The 15,097-nt window shown below is 48.1% G+C and carries 11 protein-coding genes; 2 read left to right on the top strand and 9 right to left on the bottom strand.

Annotated features, from left to right (window positions below):
• Positions 1-2: 2 nt before the first annotated feature.
• From J7438_RS11415 to J7438_RS11375, 9 genes are all read right to left on the bottom strand, one after another.
• Positions 3-1,610: a carboxyl transferase domain-containing protein gene (locus tag J7438_RS11415; protein WP_209276640.1), complete on the bottom strand. Its 1,608-nt coding sequence runs from the start codon at positions 1,608-1,610 to the stop codon at positions 3-5.
• A gap of 18 nt (positions 1,611-1,628) precedes the next feature.
• Complete coding sequence (locus J7438_RS11410) at positions 1,629-2,798, bottom strand: isovaleryl-CoA dehydrogenase (RefSeq protein WP_209276639.1); 1,170 nt, start codon at positions 2,796-2,798, stop codon at positions 1,629-1,631.
• Positions 2,799-2,858: 60 nt separating this feature from the next.
• Positions 2,859-3,242, bottom strand: a complete 384-nt coding sequence (locus tag J7438_RS11405) for a MerR family transcriptional regulator (RefSeq protein WP_209276638.1) — start codon at positions 3,240-3,242, stop codon at positions 2,859-2,861.
• A gap of 191 nt (positions 3,243-3,433) precedes the next feature.
• A complete protein-coding gene (locus J7438_RS11400; protein ID WP_209276637.1) occupies positions 3,434-3,952 on the bottom strand; it encodes a hypothetical protein in 519 nt (172 codons plus the stop codon).
• Positions 3,953-4,651: 699 nt separating this feature from the next.
• Positions 4,652-5,302: a thiopurine S-methyltransferase gene (locus J7438_RS11395; RefSeq protein WP_209276636.1), complete on the bottom strand. Its 651-nt coding sequence runs from the start codon at positions 5,300-5,302 to the stop codon at positions 4,652-4,654.
• 484 nt (positions 5,303-5,786) lie between these two features.
• Positions 5,787-6,716, bottom strand: a complete 930-nt coding sequence (locus J7438_RS11390) for a hypothetical protein (RefSeq protein WP_209200553.1) — start codon at positions 6,714-6,716, stop codon at positions 5,787-5,789.
• Between the two features lie 322 nt (positions 6,717-7,038).
• Positions 7,039-8,046 (bottom strand): CobW family GTP-binding protein, encoded by a 1,008-nt coding sequence (locus J7438_RS11385; protein WP_209276635.1) that lies wholly within the window; start codon positions 8,044-8,046, stop codon positions 7,039-7,041.
• A 196-nt stretch (positions 8,047-8,242) separates the two neighbouring features.
• On the bottom strand, positions 8,243-8,887 hold the full coding sequence (locus J7438_RS11380; protein WP_209276634.1) for a hypothetical protein: 645 nt from the start codon (positions 8,885-8,887) through the stop codon (positions 8,243-8,245).
• Between the two features lie 270 nt (positions 8,888-9,157).
• Positions 9,158-9,835 carry an START domain-containing protein gene (locus J7438_RS11375; protein ID WP_209200556.1) on the bottom strand — a complete coding sequence of 226 codons (678 nt, stop codon included), beginning with the start codon at positions 9,833-9,835 and terminating at the stop codon, positions 9,158-9,160.
• 369 nt (positions 9,836-10,204) lie between these two features.
• On the opposite strand from J7438_RS11375, the gene J7438_RS11370 reads away from it, so the two are divergent.
• Entirely contained in the window at positions 10,205-13,351 is a 3,147-nt protein-coding gene (locus J7438_RS11370) for a glycoside hydrolase family 2 protein (protein ID WP_209276633.1), read from the top strand.
• Between the two features lie 200 nt (positions 13,352-13,551).
• Positions 13,552-15,097: SEL1-like repeat protein (locus tag J7438_RS11365; RefSeq protein WP_209276632.1), on the top strand; the 1,546-nt coding region annotated here is incomplete at its 3' end.

Genomic DNA, 15,097 nt, shown 5'->3' with positions numbered 1-15,097 from the left:
CCTTACATCCTGAATATGCCAAAGCGGGTGTCTTCAATGGGGGCATTCATTGCCGCAGAAAGGCCCAGCCCAAGGACGGTACGGGTATCCACCGGATCAATCACCCCGTCATCCCAGAGTCGTGCACTGGCGTAGTATGGGTTGCCCTGGTGATTGTAGTTCTCAAGAATGGGCTGACAGATGGCCCGGGCTTCCTCTTCACTTAATGCCTGACCCTGTTTCTCCATGGCATCACGTTTGACCTGGACCAGGACATTGGCGGCCTGTTCTGCGCCCATCACCGAAATACGGGCATTGGGCCAGCTCCAGAGAAATCGGGGGTCGTAGGCTCTGCCACACATGCCATAATTTCCCGCACCAAAGCTGCCGCCGATAATCACCGTAAACTTTGGGACTCTGGCACAGGCAACAGCGTTGACCATTTTCGCGCCATGGCGGGCAATACCCCCGGACTCCGCCTGGGATCCCACCATATAACCGGTGGTATTCTGGAGAAATACCAGTGGCATTTTGCGCTGACAGCACAGTTCGATAAAGTGCGCACCTTTCTGGGCGGATTCGGAAAAGAGTATGCCGTTGTTGGCAACAATCCCCACCGGATGCCCATGGATTCGGGCAAAGCCACACACCAGCGTTTCCCCGAACAGCGCCTTGAACTCATCAAAATCGGAGCCATCAACAATACGGGCGATGACTTCCCTGACGTCATAGGGTTGTCTCAGGTCCGAAGGGACAACCCCGTAGAGCTCTTTGATGTCATACAGTGGTTCGATACTCGGCTGGAGGTGGTAATAACTTTTCTTTACCAGATTCAGGCGGGATACCGATTGTCGAACCAGGCGGATGGCATGGGCATCATCATTGGCGTAATGGTCGGCCACGCCGGATTGACGACAATGAACGTCTGCACCACCCAGCGCTTCAGCGCTAATCTCTTCGCCGGTGGCAGCTTTCACCAGGGGAGGGCCAGCAAGGAAAATGGTGCCCTGACCGCGGACAATAATGCTTTCATCTGCCATGGCAGGAACATAAGCGCCGCCGGCGGTGCAGGAACCCATCACCGCGGCAATCTGTGGAATCCCCCTGGCCGACATATTGGCCTGATTAAAGAAAATCCGGCCAAAGTGTTCCCGGTCAGGGAACACTTCATCCTGTCTGGGCAGGTTGGCACCACCGGAATCCACCAGATAGATACAGGGCAGGTGATTCTGCTCGGCGATGGCCTGGGCTCTTAAATGCTTTTTAACGGTGAGTGGAAAGTAGCTGCCGCCTTTGACGGTGGCATCGTTAGCGACAATCATGCACTCACGGCCTGAAACCTGGCCAGTACCGGCCACCACGCCGGCACAGGGTACTGCTTCGTTGTAGACCTTGTCGGCCGCAAAAAGTCCTACTTCCATAAAAGGGGAGCCAGGGTCCAGCAACAGGGCGATTCTATCCCTTGGCAGCAGTTTGCCTTGGCTGATGTGTTTTTCCCGGGCTTTTGCAGAACCTCCCTGTTTCAGGTGATCCGACTTCTGCTGCAGTTCATCAACCAGTGCCTGCATTTGACGACGGTTGTCATTAAATTCTGCGCTGTCTATGGCTATTGTTGTGGTAAGTGCCACCATGACAATCCCTCCTCCGTTTTAATGTCCCGTTTCCTGAAACAGCTCCCGGCCGATCAGCATACGACGGATTTCTGATGTGCCGGCACCGATCTCATACAGTTTTGCATCCCTCAAAAGGCGTCCGGTGGGGTAGTCATTGATATAGCCATTGCCACCGAGTATCTGGATGGCCTCCAGTGCCAGTGCGGTGGCTCTTTCGGCACAGTAGAGAATAACGCCAGCCGCATCCTTGCGGGTTGTTTCGCCACGGTCACAGGCGGCAGCGGCAGCATAGAGGTATGCTTTGCAGGCATTCATCTGTGTGTACATATCGGCAACCTTGCCCTGAATCAGCTGAAATTCACCGATGGACTGGCCAAACTGTTTACGGTCATGAATGTAAGGCAGAACCACATCCAGGCAGGCCTGCATGATGCCGGTGGGGCCTCCTGAAAGAACCACCCGCTCGTAGTCCAGTCCGCTCATCAGCACTTCAACACCGCCATTGAGGTTGCCCAGAATGTTCTGTGCTGGCACTTCGCAGTCCTCAAAGACCAGTTCGCAGGTGTTTGAACCCCGCATGCCCAGTTTGTCCAGTTTCGGGGCCCTGGAGAATCCCGGGAAGTCCCTTTCGACAATAAAGGCGGTGATGCCACGGGATCTCTTTTCCGGTTCTGTCTTGGCATAGATCACGTAGGTGGAGGCATCAGGACCATTAGTGATCCACATTTTGTTACCGTTCAGGATAAAGCGGTCGCCTTTCTTTTCGGCCTTAAGCTTCATACTGACCACATCGGAACCGGCTTCCGGTTCACTCATGGCCAGCGCTCCGACGGCCTGGCCACTAATCAAATCAGGCAGATATTGTTCTTTTTGCGCATCGCTACCCATCCGGAAAATCTGGTTGACACAGAGGTTGGAGTGGGCACCATAGCTGAGCCCAACGGCAGCAGAAGCCCTGCTGATCTCTTCCATGGCGATAACATGGGCAAGATACCCCATGGCTGAGCCGCCATACGGTTCAGATGCGGTGATACCCAGCAAGCCCATATCCCCCATTTTCTGCCAGAGATCCATGGGGAACTGGTTGGTCTGGTCGATCTCCATGGCCCTTGGCGCAATCTCTTTTGCCGCAAACTGCCTGACCTGCTCCCTGAGCATGTCGTTGGTTTCTCCAAGGTTGAAATTCAGCTCTGAGTATTGGCTCATCGGGGCTTCCTCACTTTTTATTGTTATTGCTGTGGGAGTTTTATCTAATGGGGAGACGGTTTAATGTTTGCTTTCCTTCAGTGCTTTAACACAGCGCTTTCTGGCTTTGGTAAGTTCATCCTGCATTATGTGAATATCCTGAAGCTGTTGCTCAAGACGCATACTGGACGTATCAATGGCATCAAGCATTGCCCGGAGTTGCTTTTTATTTCGGGACGTCGGGTCATACAGCGCAATCAAATCTCTGGATTCAGCCAGGCTTAAACCAAGACGCTTGCCCCGGACAATAAGCTTAAGATGAACGCGGTCCTTCTTGCTATATACGCGCTGCAGACCATTACGCTTTGGGCTGAGTAGCCCCTGATCCTCATAAAAGCGTATCGCCCTGGGAGTGAGGTCAAACTCCCTGGCGAGTTCTGAAATAGTGAACGTGCTCTCGGACATGGTTCTGTGCTCATTATTGGCAGCGTGTTAAAGACGCTTTTTCTAATCACGACTTGAGTATAGCTTCCCCTTACGTAAACGTAAATGTATCTGCTGGACCCACGGACTTCTCTGGTCTGGTAGCTGTTTTTTAGCGTCGATTGCTTACCAGTCAAGGTGAGGAGAGCTTCATCAGGGATGATAATATTCCTTCAGTCAGGGGGGGGCTGAAGGCCCGGGAAGAGAGGGAAGTGATGATAATTCTGCTTTTTTACATTCGCTGCCAGCTCTCCTTTTTCCCTCGCTACTTTTTCACTAAAGCCTTTTTTTAAGGCTGCTCTATAGGCGTTTGATCTTGCATTACATATGGCTTTTATTTTCTTGCCTTTAGCGGTTTGGACGTATTTGGCTACACATCTGTTATTATTGGCTCTGCCTTTTTGGGATTTGGCGTATTTGGCCCTGCTAGCCTTGCCTTTATCGGTTTTGGCGTATTTGGCCCTGCTAGCCTTGCCTTTATCGGTTTTGGCGTATCTGGCCCTGCTAGCCCTGCCTTTATCGGTTTTGGCGTGTTTGGCTGCACTTCTGGCATTGGCCTCCCTGCGTTTATCGGATGTAGCATATTTGGCTTTACTTTTTGTCTGGTTTGGCCTGCGTCTTTCAAAAGTACATACACCTTTGCGCGAAACAAGCAGAAGTTCACCAGAGTCGTATGGTTCAGTTACTTTCAACCAGCCAGTTTCTTTGCACGCTTGTTGTTGTGTTGCTGTATTCCATGGATCGACTACAGCCGCTGGACTCCATGATGACTGAGAAAAACTGACTGATGCATTTTTCGAGGGTAATTGCTGAGCTATTTGTTGAGAGCTTCTTGGGGTTAAATCCTTTTTTGTAAAATTATCAGCGGCTTTCCTGGTTACGTCACAAGGGACAATGGCATCAAGGTCTGCCTGTACATAGAATCCGGGAAACGATGGTTTGTTTTCAGTGGATAGTGAATAAGAAATGCAAAAATCATTAAGGGAGCGTCTGGTAGAAGTCGGCATGCCCTGATTGGTTACGTAATTATTTATGTATCTGGCATGGGGTGAATTAACTATCTGTACATAATTGCCAGCCATACCTCGATGTGTGCTGGTAGCATAAGGGTTTGCTAAAGGTGTTTCTGACAAATCCTGAAAACACGGATAAGCATAACCGAAGTTTGAGCCTACGTTAGATGTGTTCATTGAATTATAGAAATACTGAATTACCGCTTGAGACTGTCCATTCTCTAAAAAGTTCCTCCCTGAGACAGCTCAATCAATCACAAAAGAAGTGCGGATGGCAGATAAAAAAGTAGAGTTTAGACGACATATAGAACCCGCCTGGTGATATCAGGCAGGAGATGGGATTGGCATTGCTGGTTCCGGTAATTAAGTGGTTAGAAACTACTTCCGGTCAAGTTTGAAAACATGCTCTGTAATTACCTGCAAACCCTGGGCCTGTTTTCGAGGTGAAGGTTTGGTGTCCCGTGTCTCAATCAGATCGATCTCGAAGTAGTCACCGTAGAGTGCTTTTACCCGATTGGGTGGGATACTGAATGGTGGCGCTGCTGCGGCAATATCATCATATTCGACCGTGATCAGCAGGATTTGCTCAATATCCGGTGCGATACGCAGAAGTTGTTCTATATAAGCTTCCTGCTTGCCGGGAGGGAGTGCAACCAGGGCTGCCCGGTCATAAACAAATCTGGCCGGAACACTCTCTTCTGTCAGGGTGAAAAAATCCCCCTGAATCAGGGCTAACCGTTCGCTGGACCAGTACTCATGTTCACCAGCGGTCTGCCTTGTGTAATTGAGGTTTTGCTCGGAAAAAAAAGCATCCACAGCAATCTCGCTCAATTCGGAGCCAATAACAAAGTGTCCCTGCTTATGGAGCTCAACCATATCAAGGCTTTTGCCACACAGCGGAACGAACACCATATCCTTTGGTACTGCGCGTATTTTGGGCCAGTGTTTAACCAGCATAGGGTTGGCCTGATCAAGATGGAAGCCAATGTTATTGTTCTGCCAATGAGACTGCCAGTTAATCTCGTCCATTGCTATTGATATCCCGTTATCATGGTCGGACACTGAATTGGATGCTTTGCAATTACTAACCATACCGGCTGCCAGTAGGAAGATAAATAGCTGAGTGTAGTTCATGATCAGCTTTACTCTCTGAAGTGGTGCATACAAGGTAGCAGAATGCCACTGGTTGTGATTGAAGGGACGCATTGAGCAGGAAAATCCACGATGGGAAATTCCCTGGCAAAGAAACTGACATCCAGGGGCAGGGTTGTGCTGTCCGATACCGACCGCCCCCCCATTAATAGCTGGCCTGTGAATAAGTAGTTAACCAAATGAAATCATATTTTTCTGACTAAGTGGACAGTCACTCTGCGGCGTTGCAACTCCGGTCACATAGCTACTGCTATGCTTCCTACGTTGCGCCTTGCATAGTAACTGTCCACTTAGCCAGAAATATACGATTCCATTTGGCCAACTACTTAGGGTGTGAAACAGCCCGTTTTGAGCAGGTGACTCAATTATTGATCACCTGTTGACAAAACTTATCCAATAAATCGGGATTTAAAACAATTTTTAATTTTTCACGTGTATCAGTAAGGCTGACTGATGGGTGGATTTTAAGCCAATCGTGTAACAAGGCGGAATTGGATTTACTCATATTTGTTACAAATATTTTCAGATCGTCATCTGCTAAATTATCAATCAGAATGTTCCAGTCAGGTGCAATAATGAGGTCAGGGCTATCTAAATCGAAACTCTGACTACTGACATTGAAAAAATATTTGAACTGGAATGGGTCACCGCTTTTCAGAATTCCAAAGGCAATCCGCGTATCATCATAGTCATGAATATACCAGTCACTATCACAATATGAGTAAACTGTTTCTACCTCTGGCGTAGTGCCTGGCTTCAGTTTATGCTCCTTCATATTATGCTCTTTCATAATATTTGGTAACGGGATACCCTTAATATCAATATTTTTTAAATCCACGTATTCATTGCAGCTTATATTGTCCTCGTCCTTTGCCTCTTGGGGCTTCAGTAATAACATCAGTGCATTTTTATCTTTTTTCAATTCGGATAATTCTGCAAAAGTATGGTTGTTTTCTAATAGTTCGATAATTTCATTAATAAACTCAACAGGGAATTTTTCGTTTTGTTCAAAAACTTTGCCAGTGTTTGCAATCAATGCAGGGGTAACCTTCGGGGGGCTGGCAGCCTCATTAGATGAAACAGTACCAACGTTTTCAAATCTGGAGGTGTAATCATTCTTATCAGCTTCAGTTGAAGCTCCATCTACTTGAGAGAAATGAGTGACAGCCCGGGTTGGGGATATATCTACACGAAAAGGGCCAAAATCGACTTGCCCGCTTTCAGTGTCTTGAGAATGTGCTCTGAAACGATTACACGAATCAGGAGGGAGGTTGATTTTATCAAAATTCATTACAGCTATCCTGAAAATTTATTATCATTCTGAAATAAATATGTTGTTGATTTAATTTTGTCTAGTAACATATTACAAGAGATTAAATAACAGGGTGATTAAATCATTAAATGTTGATGAAACTTGATCTTACTTGATTGGACAAGATGTTGGGTAGGAAAGTTCACACTCTGGGTCTAATAAATGTTGGACATAAGATAAAGAGTCATTTTCTGGCAGGCAGGAGAGGGAAAAGCTTTTCTTGCAGAAGTGGTCGGCGGTAACCAGCTTTATCGGGATATTCCTTTTTCCTGGTTGGAGTCCCGATGCATGAATGAAGTTTTCAGATAATGGTTTCCTGTAGCCTGGTTTCAAAGTCATCCCAGTCCATAGGTGCGCTGCTGATGATTTCCAGGCGGCTATCTGACGTTTCTTCAATCTCTATCACACTGACAATGCCATCCTGCATATTAAAACCTTTCACCCCCTGGTCTGTTTTTGCCACTGCTTTTAATCGCTGGGCAGTTTGCGCATGAATCAGTGAGAACAGCCGGTCAAATGAAAACGAAGCGCTTTCAGAAAACAGCCAGCCACAGCTGAAATGATGCTGGCCTGTGTTCTCCTTACGGAGGAAAAGCTGGCCTTCAGGTAGCTTGAGGCCCATGGCTTCGGTGGTCTGCAGCTGATCAGGGCTTTTCTGATGTGCATGGTGTGCTTTGGGGTTAACCGCCACACGATCACGGTGAGGAAGGTCCAGCAACTCTACGGATAATGCACCTTGCTTTACCCAGGCCGTTTCTGGTTTTGGCTCCGGCAGCTGGTCTGCATACTGCTCAAAACGTCTACGGTCAGTTTCGCAGGATAAGTCAGTTTTGTTGGCTACCAGAACATCGGCCAGATGAATCTGATCCCGAAAATTGTCATTCTCAAGGTATCGGGTATCTTCAAGGTTGCGCGGATCCACAAGGCAGATACTCGCTTCCAGGCTCAGAACCTCACGGTAATACTCTCCTTGCAGTGTGTTAATAATTTCCTGGGGATGGCCCAGCCCGGTGGGCTCAATCAGCAGCCGGTCCGGTTTGCTGCGGGCGATCAGCATATTAAGGCCAATCTGCATGGGGAGTCCGGCCACGCAGCACATACAGCCCCCGGGCACTTCTCGCACGAATACATCATTACGTGCCGAAGAGCCTTGTAACAGGGCACCATCAATACCGACTTCGCCAAACTCATTGACCAGCACAGCCCAGGTTTCGTTTTCGGGTTTCTGCCTGAGTAAATGCAAAATGGCGGTGGTTTTACCGGAGCCCAGGAAGCCGGTGATCAAATTGGCAGGAATTTTTTTCTGCATTGTATTAACAGCCTTGCAATTTCAGGCAAGTGTAGCAGCCTGCTCGAGATTCTAAAAATAAGGTGTGGTCAGGAAGGGAGCAGGGCTAATTCATCATGGCCATAGCGGCAGTCAGTGTTTCCTGATTTCTCCGGGCAGTATATTGACGACCGGAGAAGGAGGTATTGAGGTTATTCCAGACCTGAGACCAGGGCCTTCACATCGCATACAATTTATTAATAAAGTTTTTTGTGAACAAACCTGCCGCAATGCATTGGCGAATAAATGGTGTCAGTGGTTTTAAAGTTTGGCTAAATAGCTGTGAAAGATCCAGAAAATCCTTGCTCTCCTGAGCTAAGGCAAGACCAAATTGTTCCTTTACATAAGGTAGATTTTGACAGGTTTTAAATGAACCATCGGAGCTTATTTGATCGTGAAGTGCAAGTATAACCCTATTTACTTTCTCCTTTGATTTTGGGCTGAAGCAGTCTTTCCCCGACCAGGAGGGTACATAATGTTTCTTTTGCCATTGGTCCCAGTTCCAATTATCGGGTTCATTGGGGTTTCGTGCAGCGGTACTGACCTGCTGAAGTTGCGGTACAGTCAGTTGAAAACGCTCTATAAGATGATCAATCAGTGGCCTGACAATCTGGTGTGCCTGACAGTTGTTCTCCGCAGCTGCCGTTAAAATAAGAGCATCAACTTTCTGGTTAACGGTTGTTAATGACTGATTAAATGTTGCACTTTCCTGTGCCATTTCTGCCATGACAGCATTGTAAGAGGGAGGAGCGGTATTGTAAGAGGTAGGACCGGTCAATGGTGTGGTATAAACAGTGTCATTATTTCCTGTTGGATCAAGCATAAAAAGACCTTTTTGTTGAGACGTAGATGTTGTTGTTCAGATGAGCTGAATAACTTAATCACTCTGCACAGACAAAGAGCTTATGCTGTCGTTTAGTCTGTTTAATCCGCCAATAGTTCCCTCGGTAACCAAATGAAATTTACGATGCCATTTCGCCAACTGCTTAAAGCCATTAATCACGACGGGTGAGCTCCTTGTTTACCAGCCAGATAAACCGTCTGTGACATGGCAATGACTTATGCGCTGTTGCTGTCACAGCGGCAAAGGACGTTATACGTCGTTTTGAATATAGTTACGTTGCGCTTTCTGGTAACGCCGGGCCTGAATAATTATCTGCATGTTTTTCAGTGTGTGATACGGTGTATCAACCACAATACTGTTGGATAACCAGGCAGGGAGAGCGCCGCCCGGCTCTGCATGCACCTGATAAACAACATCAATCTGGCCGTCTGCTGCTGGCGTAAACAACCAGAAGCCATTCATTCTGGTAATACGTACATAATCGTTATTTGCAGGCATTTGATCATTTTTGGCCGTCAGGTCAACACGAACAACTTTGCTGGTTGCATCCTGACGGGTACGGGAGTGTACAACGGTGTCACGATCCGATACTGGCCAGGGGGCTTTGGTGATCATATAAGTAATGGCTTCACCCCGGTCCTGGTGGTATTCGATAGCATCGATGCCACCGCAGTTATGCATCCACTCTGTTGCGACGGCAACATCTTCGATTAACGCTACCGGCGCTGTCAGTGTGGATGAAATGGTCATTTCACCACGAAACTCCCGCAGCTCTGAACCGGCAACGTTTCGGGTAAAAACTTTAATGCCTGAATCACTGTCGTCTTTTACCAGTTGCCATTCGAAGTGCTCGCTTTTCTCTTCGGCCAGAGCCAGAGTAGTCCAGGCTAACAAAACCGAGATACCACAGGTAATCAAATACTTCATTACTGTTGCTCCATAACATTATTATTGGTGGAGAAAGTGCAATCTGTTCACGACAGGCAGCACCATTGTTGCAAAGTTAATCCACTCTGACACGGACAAAAAATACCGACCCTTCAGGCTACATTATAAAAAGCCGTGAGATAAAAAGTCACACACCGTCATTCGGGCTTCAATTGGGTTGACCAGCACCTGATATTCAAGATCAACTATTTAGTCGATACGGTAAGTTATTGATCACTCTCTGAACTTGTGTGTTATCTTTTGAATTGGTCTGACACAATGCTTGACATAAGTCAGTATGATGTCAGGCCAAATGCCCCATGATGCGCCTTCAACATCTCATTCCGGAAACAATAAAGGAATAATTGAGTGAAGAAGCATCATTTGTTGATCCCGGCTCTGTCGCTGGCCCTGATAGCCGGGTGTAACAACGACGATAACGACGATACTTCCCCTCCAGTAATCAATCCCGAGCCCGGGTTTACCTCCCAACCCAGGGAGAGTGACCTGCTCAATAATGACTGGCAATTCCGGATGGACTACATTTCCCCGGAGTCTGTCATCAGCGGTTATGATGACAGTAGCTGGGAGCAGGTCAACATTCCTCATGTCTGGGATATTGATAATGGCCAGGGCGGGGGTAGTTATTTTTATGGGCAATCCTCCTATCGCAAAAATCTGGTCATAGACCAACTGGTCCCGGACCAGCGTTACTATCTCGAATTTGAAGGGGCTGCACTGATCTCCACAGTCTATGTTAACGGGAAGGAAGTGGGAGAGCATAATGGTGGTTTCTCCACCTTCCGTTTTGACGTCACTGACTATTTGCAGGCCGGTAATAACCAATTAACCGTACAGGTTGATAACCGTCTGAGCTCCATGAATGTGGGGGAAGATAACAATTTTGGCCGGGACACATTTTTGCCACTGGATGCCGGGGCTGACTTTACCTGGTGGGGCGGCATTTACCGTGATGTGCATCTGCTGAAACTCAATAACGTCTCCATCGACGCTGAGGATTTTGGTGGCCCGGGTGTTTATATCAGCCAGAAGAACGTTTCCAGTGCCTCTGCTGACCTGACCATTGCCGTTCACCTGTCCAACAAATCCACAGAAGACTTTGCCGGTGAAGTCCTGGTCACTATTCAAGACCCCATGGGTAACACTGTAAAAACAGTGCGGATGAACGCCGAACTCGCTGCAGGAGAAAAGAATACCATGACCAAGGATGTGGTGATGGATTCTCCGACGCTGTGGAACGGCACCAAAAATCCCTACCTCTACCAAACCTACACGCAGCTGATTGAAGGTGGGGTCGTAGTGGACGAAGTAAAACAGCCACTGGGTCTGCGCAGCTTTGAATTTGACCCTGAACGGGGCTTCATCCTTAATGGCGAGTCTTACCCATTGCGAGGTGTGGCGCTGCATCAGGATTATATCGATGTGGGCTGGGCCACCACCTATGAGCAGCGCAAGGAGAGCATGGACCTGATCAAAGAGATGGGGGCCAACACCGTGCGTTTCTCCCACTACCCTCATAACCTGGATATGCAGGACTACTCCGACCAGCTGGGCTTTGTTAACTGGGTGGAAATCCCGATGATCAACGCTGCCTCTATGGACGAAAGCTATGCATTGAGTGCCGAGCAGCAAATCACAGAAATGGTTAAACAGGCCTATAACAACCCTTCCGTCGGTCTCTGGGGGATGACCAACGAGATCAGTATGAAAAACCCGGAAACTCCAGAAAATACTGCCGCATTAATCAAAAGGCTGTCTGATCATACCAAGAGCCTTGATGGCGATGCCTATCGGAAAACCACTCAGGCAGCGGTATTCATTGATCCTACCATTTCACCGCTGCACGATGCGGTAGAGGTCAACGCTTATAACCGCTATGACGGCTGGTATGTTGGTACAACCGAGGATTTTGGCAAGTTCATCGATCAGTTCAGGGAAGATAATCCCGGCCATATCGTTGGCGTCAGTGAGTACGGTGCCGGTGTCAGCCCGGATTGGCATACCGATACGCCCAAAGCCAATGACCACACTGAACAGTTCAGCCAGCTCTATCACGAGTCCTACCTGCAACAGATTGAGGATCGTCCTTTCCTTTGGGGGAGCCATATCTGGAACATGTATGACTTTACCGCGCACCGCCGTGACGAAGGTGATACCAAGGGTCGTAACGACAAAGGTCTGGTAACCATCGACCGGAAAACCAAAAAGGATGCCTTCTATCTCTATCAGGCGGCCTGGTCAGAAACCCCGATGGTATACATTGCCTCTAAAAAACAGAAGGAAACCAGCCTGTCCAACATTAAGGCTTACTCCAATCTGGATGCCCTGACCCTGTCCATCAACGGTCAGGAGATCAGTACCCTGAATAAGGAAGATAATGCCAGGCGTGTGGTTTTTGAATGGAAAAATCTGCCTGAGCTGACTGTTGGTACACACACAATCAGGGTGGAAGGGAACGATAATGGTACTGCGGTTTTTGACACATTTGAAATTAATCGGGTAGAGAATGAATCAAATGAGCTGACATCCTCGTTTATCAGTGTCATGTCCAGCGGTGAGGACGCCGGTGTACTGACCCAGATGCCTGTGGACCTGACGCTCGGTGCTTTGAAAGAGCTGGTTCTGTTACCGCCCGGTGCGACCATGGAGATTGTCGGCAAGGGCGGCGATGACAACCTGGTTATTGAGCCATCCGATGAAATCAACGTTACCGCAGAATCCGGCGATTCCCGTGTCTATAAGCAGGAACAGGCAGAAAGTCTCTCTTATGGCCGACCTGTGAGCGACAATGCCGTGAAAGGGTTTTATCCTGACAATATGTCGGCATGGGAAGACACCCTTAATCTGGTGGATGGCAAGAAGCGGACTCCCTGGGTTGGTTTTACCATGGATGGCAACACCTTTGCCGAAATTGATTTGCAACATAGCTTTTATGTTGATGAGGTAGAGTTGAGCCAAGGCTTAATGGGTATTGGGTATCCTGGAAAAATAAATTTTGAGATTGGTACCAACATTCTGGCCGTTGATCATCAAGATCATGTAAAGGAAAAGGGTTGGAACAAACTAAGCCAATCATTCAAGGTACACAAGGACAAAAAGCCCGTGGAGGCAAAATATGTCCGGATTACTATTTCCGAATCCAGTAAGAAGATTACCCATCCCAGTATGGGGCACACCGTCGAACTGGCATTTTTCGATGAAATAACAGTCCATGGTGGAATGATTGCCAGTAACAGTAATCAGGTGGACATTAACTATGCCAGGAAAAAAATCACCCTTCGCAGTATTAGTACTGATGTTAGTGATTTAAAAGAGTCATTGGACACACCAAGTGGCCGGTTTGAACTCTCGGTTATTGGTACCAACGGCGAACCTGTAGAGGACGGTCTGGTCATGCCGGGCTATAAGCTCAAGGTTGAGCGTATCACCGATACAGCCCGGTTCGCTGAAGTCTATACATTGATCCAGGGGATTCCAGTACTACCGTTGCCATAAGCTTGCCAATGACCCCATAACATAGCAACACGCCTCCCTTGCGGAGGCGTTTTTCTTTATTCATCGAACGATCCTTTCTTTATCCTGTCTACATGATTGTTAATCCAGATAGCTTTCTTATTTTCAGATGAGCAGCTTTTTATACTCCAGGCTGTTTTGTACGGGACCGAACTGTGCAGAGACTGAGTTATAACCAACTCATGGACAGGATACTTATCGCCCGGAGCGATACGGTAAGCGCGGCTGCCGAAGCGCATTTTTTTGCGGGCAGGAAAGTCAGTGTTGATCATGATGTCGTCCGGTCAATGTGCATAGCAAACCAACACTGGTCGTTTAATGAACAGGCCAAAACACTGCTGGACGTTGCTGTTAACAGCAACTTCTCGCCAGCGCTTGATGATAAACCCGGAATAAGAAGGTTTAACCGGTGGTTCTGGGGTGAATGCTGTCCGATAGAGGATATAACACCACCATACGCCTGTATCTGCTGGAAAGTGCACCAACAATATCCGAAGCAAAAGGTGGGAGGTACCCTGATTGAAAACGAGCGCAGGATTGTTAAAGCCGGTCCGACGGATGCGCCCGCCAGCCTTAATCCCAGGGCACTGCTGGCACTGGGCGCATGCCACCTGATTGAGTCGGAAAGGTTGCTGAAGATGCATGAGCAGCACCTGAAAAAGGCACCGGCTGATACCTCATTATTACTGCTGGAAAAGGCCAGCAGCAAACGCAAGAAGGCTTATGAGCAGTGGCTGGCTGCCAGCATACTGGATGCCGGGCAAACCCGGAACCAGTTAAGATCCTGGTTGATACAGTACGCTTTAAACAACAGCGCAATCAGCCGGGCCAGTGATGTAGAGAAAATAAAACAATTTCGTTCTGGCCAGCAGGAACGGCTGTCGGATCAATGGTTCAAACTACTCATTGACAGTGGCCTGTATCCCAACACTGAACCTTTGGCATCTCCCTTTGCCGTAGCGCAACGGCTGGCTGACGTAGCCCGTCAATTCACAATAATCAATAATTTTTACCCTTACTCAGCCTGTGATTCCCCGGTTTTGCTGTTTTCCAGATATGAATTTCTGCTTTGGCACCTAAGTGAGAAACCCGGTTATCTTCCTGAACCAGGCGATGAACACGCAGTGCTGTACAGGGCATTACATATTGCTATTTCTTATGACTACGCTCGCATGACTCATCAGTTAACAGCAATAAATCTGGGTGCGTCAGACGATTCATTTGCCAACCAGCCAACCTCCACCCCGGCCAGTAAAGCAGCCAGTATCGTTACCCAGAGAGCGGATGTCGCATGGTTTAAAGACGTGTCAATGACCACTCAAACCGCTCAGGCAGTTTTTGTCAGAAACGAAAAAGAGGGCCAGGCTGCTTCGTCTGCTACCTGGGTTAAGGGCCAGACACCGCTTCCAAAACCGTTTCCGGAACCTGAGGACCTGGTGACGGCATTCGCTCATATTTTCAACGTTATGACCTACCCCAAACCTGATGACAAAACCCGCATTTACAATATGCCCCGGCATCGTGAGAAAGTGATGGAGGCTTTTCAATTGCTGAAACAGGCCGTGGGCAGCGAACCGCCCTTACCGGATAATCTCCATGGTTACGCCTGTTTTCTCATGGGCTGGCTCCATGAGCAGCAATTAATTAACCATCCATCACCGGAGAAGGCGGCAACATTGTATGAACAAGCCGCCAGCCGGGGAAAATTCATTCCATTAAACCTCCGGG

It is taken from the genome of Thalassotalea sp. G20_0, assembly GCF_017744175.1.
In the GTDB taxonomy this organism is placed as follows: Bacteria; Pseudomonadota; Gammaproteobacteria; order Pseudomonadales; family Endozoicomonadaceae; genus Endozoicomonas.
This window is presented reverse-complemented; position numbering and strand designations above follow the sequence as displayed.